Here is a 16611-nt window from a genome sequence, read left to right on the forward strand (position 1 = left end):
TGCGCGAGTCCCTGCAGGCGTCCGAAACCAGATATCGGCGCCTGTTCGAAGCCGCTCAGGATGGGATCCTGATTCTCGATGCCGGGAGCGGGGAAATCGTCGCGGTCAATCCGTTCCTGGCCAACCTGCTCGGTTATCCGCCACAGGACCTGGTGGGCAGGAAGCTCTGGGATGTCGGTGCATTCCGGAATGTCCTTCCCAGCCCGATCGCGTTCAAGGACTGGCAGGAGAACGCGTGCGTCCGCTATGACGGGCTCCCGCTCGAAACCGCGGCCGGGCAGACGATCGCGGTCGAGTTCGTGCGCACCGCGTACCAGGTCGATCGGGAGAAGGTCATCCAGTGCAACGTCCGCGACATCTCCGACCGCAAGCGGGTCGAGGAGAAGGTACGCCTGCAGAACATGGCGCTGGAGGCCGCGGCCAACGCGATCGTCATCACGGACCGCGATGGCCTGATCGAGTGGGTCAACCCGGCGTTCTCCACACTCACCGGCTACAGCGCCGACGAAGCCCTGGGACGGAATCCGCGAGACCTGGTCAAGTCAGGGCGCCAGGATCCTGCCTTCTACCAGCGATTGTGGGAGACGATCGTGGCCGGACGGGTCTGGCGCGGCGAGCTCATCAATCGCCGCAAGGACGGTACCGTATACACCGAGGAGCAGGTCATCACGCCGGTGCGCGATGCGGCGGGAGAGATCAGGCATTTCATTGCCGTCAAGCAGGACATCACCGACCGCAAACGCGCCGATGCGGAAACCCGGGCCCGCGCCCAGTTGCTCATGCTGCGGGGCGCGGTCGAGGTCGCGCTGCGCTCGAACGAGTCGCTCGTCGCCGCGCTGCAGCAGTGCGCCGACGCGATCGTCGAGCATCTCTCCGCCGGCGCGGCCCGCATCTGGACTCTGGACGCCGCCGCCGGGGTGCTCGAACTCCAGGCCTGCGCGGGGCTCGCGAAGGAGGCGGATGGCGCGCGTTGCCGGGTCCCGGTCGGGCAGTCGGGAATCGGGCGCATCGTGGAGGAGCGTACCCCCTATGTGACCGACGCCGCCGTCGGCGATCCCCGAGTGGGCGACCAACCCTGGGTGGCGCGCCACGCGCTGGCGGCGTTCGCCGCCCAACCCCTGATCGCGGACGGTCGGGTGGTCGGCGTCCTGGCGCTGTTCAGCCAACAGCCGCTGTCCGCGCCCGTGGTGAACACGTTGGCATTTCTGGCCGATCGCATCGCCGGCGGCATCGACCGCCACCGGGAAGCCGACGCCCGGCGCATCGCCGAGGAGCGGATCCGCTTCGCCTTGCAAGTCGCCAACGTCGGCGTCTGGGAACTGAATCTGAGCACCGGCGCATTCCTCTGCTCCGACGAGATGTTCACGCAACTCGGGGTCGAACGGGAGGCGTTCGGCGGAACGTGGGAGGCGTTCGTCGAACTCGTCCACCCGGACGACCGCGCGATCGTGCTCGAGGCCCGGCAGCGCACCGATGCGGCTGGCGGCGAACTCTCCGTCGTTCACCGGATCGTGCGTCCCGACGGCACGGTGCGCTGGCTGCGCGGGATGGGCAGGATCATTCTTGACGGGCACGGCCATCCGGCGCGGGCCGTCGGGATCTCCCTCGATGTCACGGACCTCCATGTGCTGGAAATCCAATTCCAGCAGGCGCAGAAGATGGAAGCCGTGGGACGCCTGGCCGGGGGCGTGGCGCATGACTTCAACAATCTGCTGACCTCCATTCTCGGATACAGCGAGTTGCTGCTGGCCGATCTGGGGCCGGGCGATCCACACCGCTCGGACGTGGCCGAGATCCAGAAGGCCGGCGTGATGGCCGCGTCGCTCACCCGCCAGCTCCTCGCGTTCAGCCGCCAGGAACCCGTCGCGCGCAGCGTGCTCGATCTGAACGTCGTGGTTGGGGAGATGCAGTCGATGCTCGAACGCCTCATCGGCGAGGACATCGAGGTCGTCCTGCGCCTCAGCGACCGGCCGGTGCGCGTGAACGCTGATCGCGGACAGATGGAGCAGGTCGTCATGAACCTCGCCGTGAACGCGCGGGACGCGATGCCGGGCGGCGGCCGCTTGACGATCGCGACCGACCGGGTGGACCTCGACGACACGTATGCGGCGGCGCACGTCGCCCTGGCGCGTGGCACGTACGTGGCGCTCACCGTGATCGACAGCGGCACCGGGATGACGCCGGAAGTTCAAGCGCATCTGTTCGAGCCGTTCTTCACCACCAAGGCGGTCGGCAAGGGCACCGGACTCGGCCTCGCCACCGTCCATGGGATCGTGCAGCAGAATGGCGGGAGCATCGACGTCCACAGTGAGGTCGGTCTGGGTTCATCGTTCACGGTGTACCTCCCGCCGGCCGACGCCGAAGCGCCCGTTGCCGAAGCCGCGCCGGGCGCTCCTCGGCGGCCGTCTGCCCCTTGCACCGCCCTCGTGGTGGACGACGCGGAAGGTCTCCGCACCCTGACGCGACGGATGCTCGAACACGCGGGGTACGTCGTGCTGACGGCCTCCAGCGCGGCCGAGGCGCTGCAAATCGCGGCGGCGCATCCGGAAATTGGCGTTCTCGTTACCGATGTCGTGATGCCGGGAGCCAGCGGCCCTGAGCTGGTCGTCGAATTGCTCAAACGAACGCCGGACATGCGGGTGGTCTACATGTCCGGATACACCGACGAGGCGCTCTCGCATCGTCGCGTGTTGGAGCCCGGGATCGTACTCCTGAACAAGCCGTTCACGGCTGCACAACTGCGACGCGCGCTGCGCGACGTGCTCGGCGCGTAGCGCCCGGGCGATGTGCGTCCGCTCCCTCCCGTTCTGGCATCGGCAGCGAAACGAGCGTTCGTGATTTCCCCGACACGGGCGGCAGTTTCCCTGACTTCGCATTCTGCCGCGAGGGTCCACACTTCATTAGAAGAAAGCATTCCGCCACCCTCCCCCCGGGGGCGTTCGGCGAGCATGTGGCGGGGGCTACTCAAAGCGACGAACGCACGTGTCTCGCAATGTGATTCCGTCCCGTGACAAGGCCGCGGCGACGAAGCCAGTGGTGTGTCGGGTGCCGTCAGCATGACGGACACTCTGGCCCAGGGCCCGATGGTGAATGAGCCACCGGATGCATTGCTCGCCCAGCCCGGCAGCGCGGTGCCGGACGCGGTTCACGATGCCGCCCCCGATGCGGTGATCGTCGTGGACCGCGCCAGCGCCGCGATCCTCGCCGTCACCGACGAAACCGTCGCCCTGTTCGGCTACTCGCGTGACGCGCTGCTCGGCCAGTCGATCACGTTGCTCGTGCCCTCCGGGATGCGATCGCCGGACGCCGCGCCGGAGCCCGGCGAGGACGCGGCCCGGTTCTGCGAAACGGCCGACCACCACGTCGATGCGCGCGCCAGGCGCCAAGATGGCACCGTGTTCCCGGCCGAGATCCGCTGCACGCCGGCGGTGATGGGCGGGACCGAAGTGCTCCTGGGTACGGTACGCGACCAGACGGAGCGAGCGCGGCGAGAGGCGCGGTACGAGGCGCTGTTCCGCGCGAGCCCCGTTGCCGCGTGGGTCTGCGACGCCGCCACGGGGCGCTTCCTGCGCACCAACGACGCCGCGTCACGCAAGTACGGGTACTCGGATGACGAGTTCCTGGCGATGTCGATCGACCAATTGCGACTCCCCGATGCGGCGGGAGTGTTCGCCCCCTCGGTGCGCGCTCATGGTTCGGCGCCGCCCGTTGGCGCCGGATACTGGCATCACCGGCGGAAGGACGGGAGCATCTTCCAGGTGCAGTTGAGCGTGGAAACGATCGCGCTCGGCGGTCGGATGGCGCTTCTGGTCCAGGCCCGTGAGCCGGAACGCGACGTGGCCGTGGCCGCGGGCAGCGATCGCGAACGCCAACTGGCCGAAGCGCAGGCCCTCGCCCACGCCGGGAGTTGGGAGTGGGTGATCCCGACCAACCACGTCACCTGGTCCGACGAGCTGTACAGGATCTCCGGGGTTCCGCTGAGATCGCCGGTCACGGTGCAGTCGTTCACGGACCTCGTGCATCCCGACGATCGGGCGCTGGTGAATCGCTCGATCCAGGATGGGATCGCAGCGAGGCGGACCTCCTTCGATTCCGAATTCCGCCTCGTCCGTGCCGATGGGAACGTGCGCTACGTGGTCAGCCGGTACAGCGTGGAATTCACGCCCGAGGGCCAGCCGCTGCGCATGGCGGGCACAACCCTCGACGTCACCGACCGGCACGACGCGGAGCAGGCACTGGCGGAGAGCGAACGCTGGCATCGCTCTCTGATCGAGAATTCGACGGACCTCGTGACCGTCGTCGATGCCGAAGGCGTGATCGCCTACATCAGCCCGTCCGCGCACCGGTTGCTGGGCTACGACCCGGGCGATCTGATCGGCAAGAATGCGTTCGACTTCGTTCATCCGGCCGACGTGGCCGTCGTGGCGAACGTCATGCGCGCGGGGCTCATGTCGCCCGGCACCATCCATGGGGCCGACTACCGCTTCCGCCACCGGGAGGGCCAGTGGCGGACGCTGGAGTCCATGGGGCAGGCGCTGATCGACGGGCATGGCACCGTGACGATCGTGGTCAATTCGCGCGACGTCACCGATCGCAAGGCCATCGAGGAGCGCCAGCAGGCGCTGATGATCGAGTTGAGCGCGGCCAGGCGGGTCGCGGAATCGGCGACCCAGGCCAAGAGCGACTTCCTGGCGAACATGAGTCACGAGATCCGCACGCCGATGAACGCGATTCTCGGGCTCACCGAACTGCTCCTCGACACCGACGTCACGACCGACCAGCGCCGGCACCTCCAGATGGTGAGCGACTCGGGTGAGGTGTTGCTTACGCTGCTCAACGACATTCTCGACCTGTCGAAGATCGAAGCGTCCCACATCGAACTCGAGGAGATCGTGTTCGATCTCCCGACGCTCGTGCACGCCACCGCCAGCCTGTTCGCGGTGTCCGCGCTCGAGCGACAGCTCGAGTTGCTGGTGGACGTCGCGCCGGACGTGCCCCGCTACCTGCGCGGCGATCCAACTCGGCTGCGCCAGGTGCTCACCAACCTGATCGGCAATGCCGTCAAGTTCACGCCCAAGGGCGAGGTCGAGGTGACGGCGCGCGTTTCGGGCATGAACGCCACGGGGGCCATGGTGCGGTTCGCGGTCCGCGACACGGGCATCGGCATTCCGGCGGACAAGCTCGACACCATCTTCAAGGAGTTCAGCCAGCTCGATGCGTCCACCACGCGCCGCTACGGCGGCACGGGGCTGGGGCTGACGATCGCCAAGCGCCTCGTGCGGCTCATGGGTGGCGACATCACGGTCACGAGCCACGTGGGTCGTGGCAGTGAATTCAGCTTCACCGTCCCATTGCCGGTCGAGACCGGGCCGGCGCCGTACACGGTGGCCGCGCCGGTCCGGTTGGCCGGCTCGCGCGTGCTCGTGGTGGACGACAACGACACCAACCGGCGCATCGTGCGCGAGATCCTGGCGCCGGCCGGAGCGACGATCGACGAGGCCGCCAACGCGGCGACCGCCCTGGTGGTGCTCGAACGCGCGCTGGCCGACGGGCGCCCCTTCCCGGTGGCGCTCCTCGATTCGCAGATGCCCGACCACGACGGATGGACCCTCGCCGCGGACATTCGCCGGCATCCGGGGTTGGCGCCCACGCATCTGCTGATGCTCACGTCGGCCGGCGACAAGGGCGACGCCGCAAGGTGTCGCGCGCTGGGCATCGAGGGCTATCTCGTCAAGCCGGTATCGCGCAGCGAACTGGTCGAGGCGGTGGGGATGATCCTCGCCGGCAACGGAACGGCGGGCGCGGTGGTGACGCGCCACGTCATGACCGAAGCCAGAGCACGTCTTCGTATCCTGCTGGCCGAGGACAACGTGGTCAATCAGGAAGTCGCCGCTGAGATGTTGCGCAAACGCGGCCACGACATCACGGTCGTGGACAACGGCCTCAACGCCGTGGCCGCGGTGGAGAGCGGCAAGTTCGACGTCGTGCTGATGGACATCCACATGCCGGAGATGGATGGGCTGGCCGCCACGGCCGCGATCCGTAAACTCCCGGGCTTCCACGACCTCCCCATCATCGCGCTCACCGCCGACGCGTTGGCCGGCGAGCGAGACCGATGCCTCGCGGCCGGCATGAGCGAGTACCTCGCCAAACCGTTCAAGTCGCACGACCTGTTCGCGGTCGTCGAACGATGGGGTCCACCACCCACGGCGCCAGGGCAGCCGCCCGAGCGCACCGGAGGAACCGTGACACACGTCGCAACATCCGTCGTCCCGACCGACAACCCGCCGCCCGTGGACGTGGAGCAGTTCCGGACCTCGATGCGGGAGGCGGGCGCCGAAGGCGCGGTCGAGAGGATTCTCGATACCTTCGCTGCCGACGCTCCCAAACGACAGGCGGCGCTTCTGGCGGCATTCGAGTCCCGCGATGCGGCGGAGATCCGGAATGCGGCGCATGCGTACAAGTCCGCGGCCGGCACCATCGGCGCACACGCCATCGCCGCCCTCATGCTCAGCATCGAGGCGGCCGGCAAGGAGGGGCGCATCGACGACGCACGGGCGCTGTCCGCGGAGTCGCAGCACCTGACCGATGCGGTGGTGTCGTACTTGCGCGGGCGCCGCGACGGAGAACCGTCGCATGCTTGAGGCCCCTCCCCGCGGCCATTGGCTGCTCGACGTCCTTCGCCCCGATCCGGTGGGCGGATTCCAGGACCCGGAGATCAAACCAAAGGCGTCGCTGGTGGATGCCTGGCGCCTCGCGGCCAAAGCCGCCGGCATCACGCAGGCCGAACTCGCCGCGCGCGTGGCGGCCCATTATCACCTCCGGGTAGCCAACTTCGCGACGGCGGAACAGCACGCCGTGGCGCTCGTTCCGGAGAAGCTGGCGCGGGCGCGGCTGATCTTTCCGCTGCGTGAGACCAATCGCGAACTCGTCGCGGCGGTGGCGAATCCCGGCGACATGGAGGCCGAGCAGCTGATCGACTTCGCGACCGGCCGCTCCACGGTGTTCGAGGTCGCGCCCCCGAGCCAGATCCTGGAGGCGCTCGATGCGCGGTACGCACCCGACCGCGCCGTGGAGCGGCTGCTCGATCGGGTCGGCGTCGAGATGGCGTCGGCGGTGAGTGTCGTGAACGAGGTCGAGCCGGAATCGGTGATCGCGCGCGAGGCCGAGGCGGCCCCCATCGTCAAGTTGACGAATATGATCCTCGGCGATGCCGTGCGCGCCCGGGCCAGCGACATACACCTCGAACCGGCCGGCGAGGGCGGACGCGTGCGGTTCCGCGTGGACGGCGTGCTGCAACCCTACACGCGCGTTGCCATGCCGATCCTGAACCGCGTGGTGTCGTGCCTCAAGATCATGGGCAAGATGGACATCGCCGACCGCCTCCGCCCCCAGGACGGCCGGGCCCGTATCCGCGTGGACGACCAGCCGATCGACCTGCGCCTCTCGACCGTCCCCACCCGGGAGTCCGAGAAAGCCGTGGTGCGGCTGCTGGACCCCCGCAACGCGCGGCGCATCGAGGACCTCTCGCTCTCCACCGCGGAAGTGGCGCCGCTGCGCGCGCTCATCGGACACCGCGACGGCATCGTGCTCGTCACCGGCCCCACCGGATCCGGCAAGACGACGCTGCTCTATGCCGCGCTGCGCGAGATGCCGGCCGGCGAACTTAACGTCATGACGGTCGAGGACCCCATCGAGTACGAACTCCCGGGGTTGACCCAGATCCAGGTGGCACCCAAGCAGGACGTGACGTTCGCCAACGCGCTGCGCTCCATTCTGCGCCAGGACCCGGATGTCATCTTCATCGGCGAGATCCGCGACGAGGAGACGGCGGCCATCGCCGTGCAGGCGAGCCTCACCGGACACCTCGTGCTGGCGTCGCTCCACACGAACGACGCCGTCGGCGCCATCAGCCGGTTCGCGGACCTCGGCGTGGAGCGCGGCGAGATCGCGAGCACCTTCCGCGGCGCCACGGCCCAGCGGCTCGTGCGCCGGGTCTGCCCCAAGTGCGTCCAGCCGATCGCCGGCCCGCTCACCGAGATCGAAGCCAGCCTGGCCGTGCGGTACGGCGCCGAGCCGGTGGTGCGGACCGTGGGCTGTGTCTGGTGCGCGCAGACGGGCTTCTATGGGCGGATCCCCCTCCTGGAGATTCTCCTCGCCAGCCCGGCTCTGGAATTGGGAATCCTCGAGGGGGCGACTGCGTCACAGTTGCAGCGAATCGCCGTGGCCTCGGGCATGCGCCCGCTCCACGACGCGGCGCTGGAACGGGTGCGCAATGGCGAGACCACGTTGGAGGAGATCGACCGCGAACTCGGGGAATCGGACGCCGCCCCCGTGGCGCCGGCCGGTCCTCCGCTGGTGCTCGTGGTCGAGGACGACGCCGTGGCGCGCGGCGTGGCCACGGCGCTGCTCGAGGGCAATGGGTTCCGCGTGATCGAAGCGGCCGACGGCATCGAAGCGCTCGAACAGATCCAGGCGCAGCACGACATCGCGTTGGTCGTGCTGGACCTCGCCATGCCGCGGATGTCGGGTGACGAGGTGTTGCGCAAGCTCCGCGCGTCGGTGCCGACCAGTGAGCTTCCGGTGCTGGTGCTCACCGGCGCCACCGAGAAGCAGACCGAGGTCGAGATGATGGAAGCGGGGGCCAACGACTACGTGCGCAAGCCGCTCGATCCCCGACTGTTCATCGCGCGAGTCAAAGCGGCATTGCGCCGGGCCGACCGCTAGCGCCGGCGCAGCGCGAGGCTGTGCCCCAGGCCCGCGGGCAGTATTCGCCAAGACTCATACCGAGGCCTGGCGCCGACAAGAGCGCTGGGCTGACCGCGCGACGAAGGGGAGGCCGCGCAACACGCGCTTCAGCAACTGCCTGGACGCGGATGAGGCGGAGTGAACGGATCACAACCGATACCGCAAGAGCCTTCGGGACTGCGGTGGCGAGTTCACGATGGCACGCCGGGCTCGTCTCGGCGTCTCCGCTGCCGAAGCCCCATGCATTTGCAGTTGCAGTATCCGCTTTCATCCGGTCGATCCGCCGAATCCGACTCCCGGCAGTTGCGGAGCTTCGCACCGATCTGGCGCCCGTGCGGCCCACCGCCGGACGGTTTGCGGGTAGCGCCGGCCAGCCGTATGTTCGTCAGGCTGTCCACCCACTCCGGAGGCGAATATGCGTTCCCTCACCTGCGCCGTTGCCGTAGTCCTTCTCGCAGGATGCGCCAAGGAAAAGCCCGCCACACAATCCGCTCCCCCGCCGCCTCCACCCGCGCCTGCCGCCATCAATCTCGCCGACGTTGCGGGCAACTGGACGTTCAAGGTCATGCCGGCCACCGGTGACAGCGTGCTGCTCACGTACACGCTGCACGCTACCGCCGCGGACACCGGGTGGACGATCACGTTCTCCGGCCGGAAGCCAATGGCGATCCAGGTGGCGACGATGGGCGACAGCATCACGATGACCGCGCCCGCGTACGAGAGCATGCTCCGGAAGGGCACCAAGGTCTCCACCCAGGGGGTGTTGCACCTTGAGAACGGCATGTTCATGGGAACCAACACGGCGCACTACGTCACCACCAAGGCCGATTCGGTGGTGCACCTCAGGATGGAAGGCACCAAGACGCCGTAATTCCGCGACCATTCGCGCGAAAGGATCAGCCCGGCTCCATGGTGGAGCCGGGCTGATCGCATTTCAGGACCGCCTCCGGTCAGAACCCGCTCGGCGCCTTGCCCACGAAGATCGGGGTCGGGAGTGCGTCGAAGTGCTGCCCGTGGAGGATGGCCTGGCCGGCCGGCGAGAGCAGAAAGCGGATGAACCGCTGCGCCGCCATGGCGTGCGGGGCGTGCGTGCCCGCGGATATGGCGAACAGGATCGGGGCCCCGCGGACGGTGATCGTATCGCCGGGATGCTTCCCCACCACGCGCGTGGACACCAGCGCGTAGTTGGCCGAATCGGCCGGGTTGCCCAGATCGATCGCGTCGGGGAGCTTCACGAAGCGCAATCCGTCATTCTCGGCGAGGTTCTCGTACGTCCAGATGTAGTCCAGCTGGTGCGTCTGCAGCAGCGCCACCTGTTCCGCCTCGCGCGGCCGAACGTTGCGCTCCGATGCCGCCTCGAGCAGCCGCCGCGCCAGGCCCGGCTCCTTATAGAAGCGCTCGGCAAGCTGGAAGGTGAGCAGCGTGCGATATCCCGAGGGATCGGTATTCGGGTCGGCGCGCCCGATCTCCACGCCGGGCCGCAGAATCACGCTACGCCAGTTCTCGGCCGTGATCTCCCGGGCGCCGGCGGAGCGATCGGTGTACGCGAGCACCATGCGGTTGCGGCCGAACAGCGCATACCACGCCGTGAATCGCGGCATGAGGAGCGTCGGGAACACCTCGGGATCGGCGAGCACGATCACGTCCGGGTGCTGGCCGAGTTCGGTCACGCGGCGCGCAATCTCGAGGCTCGCACCGGGTTCCAGCGCGTACTTGAGGCCGGTGTGGGCGGAGAAGCTGTCGAGCACCGCCCGCAGGGGCCGCGTGACCGACGCCGCGTTCATGACGAGCATCGGCCCCGCGCTGTCCTGCGCGGTGGACGCCGGCCGGATGGGCGCCGGGGTGGACGCGCGTGTGGACACCCCGATGACGAACGCGAAGCTGGCGAGCGCGAGCAGGCGGTGCATGGCGACTCCGAGCGTGATATCCTGGTGAATATATCGCTGGGCCAACGGGGCGCCGGCCGGACGTAGTCCTTCCGGGGCATGCGCGCTCCTTCATTCGCCGGATATACCGCGCGGAAGATTCAGTGTACACTCCCATTGAGCCCCGCCACCGCCGGCAACGAGTAATCCCGCCGGCGTGTCGAGCGTGAATACCGGGGCTACTCGAAGGAGGACGATATGGGCAAGATCGCCAAGAAGCTCACGCCGCGCGGCAAGTCCGCGGCCCGGAAGGCGTATGACAAGGTCGAGACCAACGTGATGGCCGCCGTGGGTCGGAGCGCGGTCAAGCGTCAGGCCAAGCGCGTGAAGACCGTGGCCACGGCCGCGGGCAAGTCGGCACTGATCGCCGGAGGCCTCGCGGCGGCAGGTGTCGTGGTGGCCGAGATCAGGAATCGGCGCAAGCCGGCCTGAACAATGGTGTACACATCGTGGGGGATATCCGTATGCGACCAGTAAGCATTGTCCTCGCCGCCATGGCCGTGACGGCCGTCGGCTGTTCGCGTCCGGCGGCCGGCGGGGCGGGCACGCCCTCAGGCGACGCGCGGTCGGGGCCCAGCGTGATGGAGAGCGGCATGGGTTCCAGTCCCGCGATGATGAGCGCCGCCACGGCGGCCACCGCCGACACCAGCGCCGCACCAATTGCCCAGGCTGCCACCGCCGATGCGGCCCCCGAGTGTCCGCCGGTTGACAAGGCGCTGGCCGATCGCGGGCGCGCCGTATTCAGCGGCACGGGCAACTGCTTTGCCTGCCACGCCCCGAATGCGCAGGGCACGGCGCTCGCACCCAACCTCACCGACGCGACGTGGCTCAACATCGATGGCTCGTATGCGTCGATTGCCGAGTTGGTGCGCACGGGAGTCCCGAAGCCCAAGCAGCACCCGGCGCCGATGCCTCCGCTGGGTGGCGCGTCGCTGAGCGCGCCGCAGGTCTGCGCCGTCGCGGCGTACGTCTACTCGATCAGCCACCGCTGAGCCAGGCTGGTACCGCTCGCCGCCATTTGCTTGCGGTCGTGCTCGGCGCTAGCATCGGGATCGCCGTGACTCGCGGGGGAGGCTGACCCGCGCATCATGGCGGTCTCTCGTAATCCCGGCCTGCATGCCTGACAAGCCGCTCGTCAACAAATGGGTAGTCGCCGCCACGGTCATGACCGGCACCATCATGGCCGTGCTCGATTCGAGCATCGTCAACGTCGCGCTCCCCGACATGCGCGGCACGCTCGGCGCCACGGTGGACGAGATCACCTGGGTCGTCACGGGCTACATCCTGGCCAACGTCATCATCATGCCGATCACCGGCATGTTGAGTTCGCGGTTCGGCCGCAAGAACTTCTACATGGCCAGCGTCGCCGCCTTCACGCTCGCCTCCATGGCCTGCGGCGTCTCCACCACGCTCGGCGCCATCGTCGTCTGGCGCGTCATCCAGGGCATCGGTGGCGGCGTGCTGGTCACGGTGTCACAGGCCATCCTTCGCGAGACGTTCCCCGCCGAGGAACAGGGGCTCGCCATGGGCATCTACGGCATGGGCGTCGTGCTCGCCCCCGCCTTCGGCCCCACCCTCGGCGGCTGGATCACCGACCAGTACTCCTGGCCCTGGGTGTTCTTCATCAACGTTCCCATCGGCGCGCTCAACCTGATCCTCGTGGCCCGCTTCATCGAGGATCCGTCATATCTCGTGCGCGCCAAAGGCCGCATCGACTGGACGGGACTCGGCCTGCTCATGGTGGGGCTGGGCGCGCTGCAACTGATGCTCGAGAACGGCGAGAAGGACAACTGGTTCGACTCCACCTTCATCACCCGGCTCGCCGTAACCGCGGCGATCGGCCTCGCATTCTTCGTCTGGCGCGAACTCACCACCGACGGCCCGGCCGTGGACCTCCGGCTGTTCAAGAACGGCGCCTTCACGTCGGCCACCGCCATCGGCGGCATCCTCGGGCTCGGCCTCTACGCCGCACTGTTCCTGCTCCCGATCTTCCTGCAGGGGCTGCTCGGCTACAGCGCCATGGACTCGGGACTCGTGCTCTTGCCACGCGGATTGGCCATGGGCGTATTGATGCCCTTGGCCGGTCGCGCGTACAACAAGGTCGGCCCGCGCATGCTGGTGGGCGCCGGACTCTTGGTGAGCGCGTACTCGTTCTACGCCCTCTCGCATCTCACCAGCGCAGTCGGGTTCTGGGACCTGTTCTGGCCGCAGCTCTGGCAGGGCATCGGGTTCGGTCTGATCTTCGTGGCCCTCAGCACCGCGGCGCTCGCCACCGTGGAGCGCGCCAACATGACCGCAGCCGCCGGACTGTACAACGTGGTGCGCCAGGTGTTCGGCAGCGTGGGCGTGGCCCTCGCGGCCACGCAGCTCACCAGCGGCACCTCGCGCTACCACGACATCCTGGTGCAGAAGCTCACCGTCACCAACCCCGTCACGCAGTCGTGGTTGCAGATGGTCATCGGCGGCATGCGCGCCAAGGGGTCCGACGCCTTCACGGCCACCAGACAGGCGCTGGCGCTGCTCGACGGCACGGTGATGCAGCAGGCGGCGGTGTTGGCCTACAACCACGTCTTCGTGCTGATCGCGGCGCTGTTCGTGATCTGCCTGCCGTTGGTGTACTTCCTGCGCGGGGTGGAGCATGCGGTCGGGATGGCGGAGTTTGTTGGCGAATGAGGGTAGGACGGTAGGACGGTAGGGCAGGAGACGGCGCTGCCGCCGATGAGCAAAACGCCCTACCGAGCACGCCGGAAAGTCCCTACCCGCATTGCTGTGATCCGCCAATGGGTGCCGTTCCGGATTCCTCCTACGTTCCCAATTCAGGGCAACGAAGCCGCGACGGCCGAGGGCCGTCCATCCAGGAGGAAACCATGGTAGGCATGCTGACGCGCAATTGGGGGTGGGTGGCACTGCGAGGCGTGGTGGCAATCCTGTTCGGCCTGCTCACCTTCTTCAATCCCGGGATCACGATCGCGGTACTCGTGTTCTGGTTCGGTGCTTACGCCTTCGTGGATGGCGTTTTCATGGTCGTCTCGGCCATCACCAACCGCCACGGCCAGCCGCGTTGGGGCGCGTTGCTCGCCGGCGGATTGGTGGCCATGGCCGCCGGCGTCCTCACCTTCGTGATGCCTGGGATCACCACGATGGCATTGCTCATGCTGATCGGCGCTTGGGCCATAGTCACCGGCTTCGCCGAGATGGTGGCGGCCATCCGGCTGCGCCAGGAGATCACGGGCGAGTGGATGTTCGTCCTCGCCGGCGCGCTCGCGGTGGCGTTCGGCGTGGTCATGTTCGTGGCGCCCGGCGCCGGCGCCCTCGCCGCGGTGCTGTGGCTTGGCGTCTACGCGTTGATCTCTGGAATCCTGCTGGTCTCGCTGAGTTTCCGGCTGCGCAGCTGGGGCCGCATGCACCCCGCCATGTAACCGCCAAATGCAGAGGACACCATGACAGCGTACATCGTGGACATCGAAGACCGGACCGAGGCGAATCGCGACTTCCGGCATGTGCTCTACACCGGCCGCCATCTGCAGCTGGTGCTCATGTCCCTCCAGCCCGGCGAGGAGCTGGGCGAAGAGGTCCATCCGATCACGGATCAGTTCTTCCGTGTGGAGGAGGGGCGGGGCATCGCGTGGATCGACGGACACGAGACGCTCATCAAGAGCGACTCGGCCATCGTGGTGCCCGCGGGCGCGCGGCACAATATCCGGAATACGGGGCCAAAGCCGCTCAAATTCTATACGCTCTACGCCCCACCGCAGCACCCCGAGGGCACCGTCCACCGCACCAAGGAGGAGGCGGAACGGGCCGAGGCGCACGCGGTAGAGTAGCGCCTACCGTCCTACACGTCATCAATACTTGATGACGGTCGGATCGACCTCATCCGACCACGCGAGAATCCCACCAACCAGATTCCTCGCCCGTGCGAATCCCTCCGCCTGCAGCGCCCGCACTGCCGCGCCGCTGCGGGCGCCCGACCGGCAGATCACCACGATCTCCCGCGCCGGGTTGAGCGTGGGAATCGCCGCTTCGAATGAGCCCAGCGGGATGAGTCGCGCCCCGGGAATCGCCGCGATGGCCAGTTCCTGCGCCTCGCGCACGTCGATGAGGTCGAAGTCGTCGCCGCGCTTGATCTTCTCGGCCAGTTCCGTGGGCGTGATGTCGCCAGTTGATGTAGACACTTCGGCGGTGGTGTGAGAGGTGGTTCCCGGAATGCCGCAGTACTCCTCGTACTCTTCCAGGTGCGTGATCGTGCGCGTGCCGCAGGCCGGGCAGGCCGGGTCCTTCTGCACCCGCACGGTGCGGAATTGCATGTCCAACGTATTGACCAGCAGCAGACGGCCGGCCAGCGTCTGGCCGATGCCGAGCAACAACTTGATGGTCTCGGTGGCCTGAATGGTTCCAATCAGGCCCGGCAGCACGCCCAGCACGCCCCCCTCGGCGCAGCTCGGCACCATGCCCGGCGGCGGCGGGGTGGGGAACAGGCAGCGGTAGCAGGGCCCGTTTTCGGTGGCGAACACGCTCGCCTGTCCCTCGAACCGGAAGATGCTCCCGTACACGTTGGGCTTGCCCAGCAACACCGAGACGTCGTTGGTCAGATAGCGCGTGCCGAAGTTGTCGGTGCCGTCCACGATCACGTCGTAGTCGCGCGCGATCTCCTCGGCGTTGGCGGCCTTGAAGGGTGTGTCGTACGTCTCCACGTGCACGTGCGGATTGAGATCGCGCAGCCGGTCACGCGCGCTATCAACCTTGCGATGGCCGATGGTGGACGTGCCGTGGACGATCTGGCGCTGCAGGTTGCTGGCGTCGACGACATCAAAATCCACCAGGCCCAGCGTGCCCACGCCGGCGGCGGCCAGGTATAATGAAGTGGGACTGCCCAGCCCTCCCGCTCCTATCAATAGAACGCGCGATCCCTTGAGCTTGCGCTGGCCGTCCAGCCCCACGTCGGGCAGCAGCAGGTGACGGGCGTAGCGCAGGATCTCGTCGGAACCCAGTTCCGGCAAGTCGCGCTGCGCGTCGTCCTGCTGTCCGATGCTCTGTGCCATGGTCATCCTCTCAGCCCCCGGCGATGGCAGGGACGATCGTCACCTCGTCGCCGTCGCGCACCGTGGCAGCGAACCCGCCGTTGAAGCGGATGTCGTCGTCGTTCAAATAAAACGTGACAAAGGGATAAGGTTCCCCCCGGTCGTCGCGCAAGCGGGGGCCCAGGGCGGGGTAGCGTTCGGCAAGCTGGGCCACCACGCCGCCCACCGTGACGCCGTCGGATTCCACGAGACGCGAGTTGCCGGCCAGGCGGGCCAGAATCGAGGGGAGATTGACGGTTATTGGCATGGCGAGATGCTCCGGGAAGGGGAAACGTAGGGTGGTAGGGGGGTAGGGCGGTTGGACAGAGAAACCACAGTCAGGCCGGCCAGTCCGACGCCGGTGGCGAAGGCGTCGGCGGGGACGCTCGCCGAGCGCCACGCCTCGGCCATGGCGCCGGCGACCAGCGGGGCCGTCTCGCGCGGGGCGATCGCGACGATCGAGGAGCCCGACCCGCTGAGCGTGGCGCCGTAGGCGCCGGCGGAGCGGGCAGCCCGCACCACGCGCTCGTAGTGCGGGATCAGCGGCTTGCGGTGTTCCACATGGAGCACGTCGTTCAGGCCCGCCGTCAACAGTTGGCGGCTGCCCGTCGTCAGCCCGTGCACCAGCGCCGCCGATCTCGCGGCCGCCGAGACCGCCGTGCGGAACGGCACCTCGCTCGGCAGCGAGGCCCGCGCCAGTTCCGTGTGCGTCTCGAAGTCCGGCACGGCGAACGCGAACCCCAGCGATTCGTGCACCGGCAGTTGCGTGAAGTACAGGCTCGGCCACTGCGGCGTGACCAGGATCGCGCCGCCCAGCGCCGCCGCGCCCGCGTTGTCGCCGTGGCGTTCGATGCGGGCGCAGATCTGCGCGAGCACGT

The 16611-nt window shown here is 68.0% G+C and carries 13 protein-coding genes; 9 read left to right on the forward strand and 4 right to left on the reverse strand.

All coding sequences use genetic code 11. From position 1 onward, the window contains the following. The 4 genes from VNE60_05870 to VNE60_05885 all read left to right on the forward strand — a co-directional run. On the forward strand, positions 1-2774 hold a 2774-nt coding region (locus VNE60_05870; protein ID HVB31038.1), incomplete at its 5' end, for a PAS domain S-box protein. A gap of 282 nt (positions 2775-3056) precedes the next feature. After that, positions 3057-6644: a PAS domain S-box protein gene (locus tag VNE60_05875; GenBank protein HVB31039.1), complete on the forward strand. Its 3588-nt coding sequence runs from the start codon at positions 3057-3059 to the stop codon at positions 6642-6644. After that, complete coding sequence (locus VNE60_05880; protein HVB31040.1) at positions 6637-8727, forward strand: ATPase, T2SS/T4P/T4SS family; 2091 nt, start codon at positions 6637-6639, stop codon at positions 8725-8727. Before VNE60_05875 ends, VNE60_05880 begins: the two co-directional genes overlap by 8 nt. A 586-nt stretch (positions 8728-9313) precedes the next feature. Then, entirely contained in the window at positions 9314-9619 is a 306-nt protein-coding gene (locus VNE60_05885) for a hypothetical protein (protein ID HVB31041.1), read from the forward strand. Positions 9620-9698: 79 nt separating this feature from the next. Here the strand turns inward: VNE60_05885 and VNE60_05890 are convergent, their stop codons facing one another. Continuing rightward, entirely contained in the window at positions 9699-10655 is a 957-nt protein-coding gene (locus VNE60_05890; protein ID HVB31042.1) for an extracellular solute-binding protein, read from the reverse strand. 216 nt (positions 10656-10871) lie between these two features. Between VNE60_05890 and VNE60_05895 the strand changes: the two genes are divergently transcribed. The 5 genes from VNE60_05895 to VNE60_05915 all read left to right on the forward strand — a co-directional run bounded on the left by VNE60_05895 (position 10872) and on the right by VNE60_05915 (position 14497). Further along, a complete protein-coding gene (locus VNE60_05895; protein ID HVB31043.1) occupies positions 10872-11105 on the forward strand; it encodes a hypothetical protein in 234 nt (77 codons plus the stop codon). A 32-nt stretch (positions 11106-11137) separates the two neighbouring features. Continuing rightward, positions 11138-11665: a c-type cytochrome gene (locus VNE60_05900; GenBank protein ID HVB31044.1), complete on the forward strand. Its 528-nt coding sequence runs from the start codon at positions 11138-11140 to the stop codon at positions 11663-11665. A gap of 124 nt (positions 11666-11789) precedes the next feature. Continuing rightward, entirely contained in the window at positions 11790-13346 is a 1557-nt protein-coding gene (locus VNE60_05905) for a DHA2 family efflux MFS transporter permease subunit (GenBank protein HVB31045.1), read from the forward strand. 194 nt (positions 13347-13540) lie between these two features. Beyond that, positions 13541-14092: an HdeD family acid-resistance protein gene (locus VNE60_05910; GenBank protein ID HVB31046.1), complete on the forward strand. Its 552-nt coding sequence runs from the start codon at positions 13541-13543 to the stop codon at positions 14090-14092. Between the two features lie 21 nt (positions 14093-14113). Continuing rightward, a complete protein-coding gene (locus VNE60_05915; GenBank protein HVB31047.1) occupies positions 14114-14497 on the forward strand; it encodes a cupin domain-containing protein in 384 nt (127 codons plus the stop codon). 21 nt (positions 14498-14518) lie between these two features. Here the strand turns inward: VNE60_05915 and moeB are convergent, their stop codons facing one another. The 3 genes from moeB to VNE60_05930 all read right to left on the reverse strand — a co-directional run. Next, on the reverse strand, positions 14519-15715 hold the full coding sequence (gene moeB, locus VNE60_05920) for a molybdopterin-synthase adenylyltransferase MoeB (GenBank protein HVB31048.1): 1197 nt from the start codon (positions 15713-15715) through the stop codon (positions 14519-14521). A gap of 10 nt (positions 15716-15725) precedes the next feature. After that, on the reverse strand, positions 15726-16001 hold the full coding sequence (locus tag VNE60_05925; GenBank protein HVB31049.1) for a MoaD/ThiS family protein: 276 nt from the start codon (positions 15999-16001) through the stop codon (positions 15726-15728). Continuing rightward, positions 15992-16611, reverse strand: a 620-nt coding sequence (locus tag VNE60_05930; GenBank protein HVB31050.1) for a hypothetical protein, incomplete at its 5' end; no start/stop codon positions are given. The genes VNE60_05925 and VNE60_05930, both read right to left, overlap by 10 nt.

The organism is Gemmatimonadaceae bacterium (genome assembly GCA_035533755.1).
Classification (GTDB): Bacteria; Gemmatimonadota; Gemmatimonadetes; order Gemmatimonadales; family Gemmatimonadaceae; genus JAGWRI01.

Excerpts from the sequence above, each read along its gene's own strand:
- VNE60_05875 (HVB31039.1), top strand. The coding sequence starts at position 3,057 with ATGACGGACACTCTGGCCCAGGGCCCGATGGTGAATGAGCCACCGGAT.
- VNE60_05915 (HVB31047.1), top strand. The coding sequence starts at position 14,114 with ATGACAGCGTACATCGTGGACATCGAAGACCGGACCGAGGCGAATCGC.
- VNE60_05890 (HVB31042.1), bottom strand. The coding sequence starts at position 10,655 with ATGCACCGCCTGCTCGCGCTCGCCAGCTTCGCGTTCGTCATCGGGGTG.
- moeB (HVB31048.1), bottom strand. The coding sequence starts at position 15,715 with ATGGCACAGAGCATCGGACAGCAGGACGACGCGCAGCGCGACTTGCCG.
- VNE60_05900 (HVB31044.1), top strand. The coding sequence starts at position 11,138 with ATGCGACCAGTAAGCATTGTCCTCGCCGCCATGGCCGTGACGGCCGTC.
- VNE60_05885 (HVB31041.1), top strand. The coding sequence starts at position 9,314 with ATGCCGGCCACCGGTGACAGCGTGCTGCTCACGTACACGCTGCACGCT.
- VNE60_05910 (HVB31046.1), top strand. The coding sequence starts at position 13,541 with ATGGTAGGCATGCTGACGCGCAATTGGGGGTGGGTGGCACTGCGAGGC.
- VNE60_05905 (HVB31045.1), top strand. The coding sequence starts at position 11,790 with ATGCCTGACAAGCCGCTCGTCAACAAATGGGTAGTCGCCGCCACGGTC.
- VNE60_05895 (HVB31043.1), top strand. The coding sequence starts at position 10,872 with ATGGGCAAGATCGCCAAGAAGCTCACGCCGCGCGGCAAGTCCGCGGCC.
- VNE60_05925 (HVB31049.1), bottom strand. The coding sequence starts at position 16,001 with ATGCCAATAACCGTCAATCTCCCCTCGATTCTGGCCCGCCTGGCCGGC.
- VNE60_05880 (HVB31040.1), top strand. The coding sequence starts at position 6,637 with ATGCTTGAGGCCCCTCCCCGCGGCCATTGGCTGCTCGACGTCCTTCGC.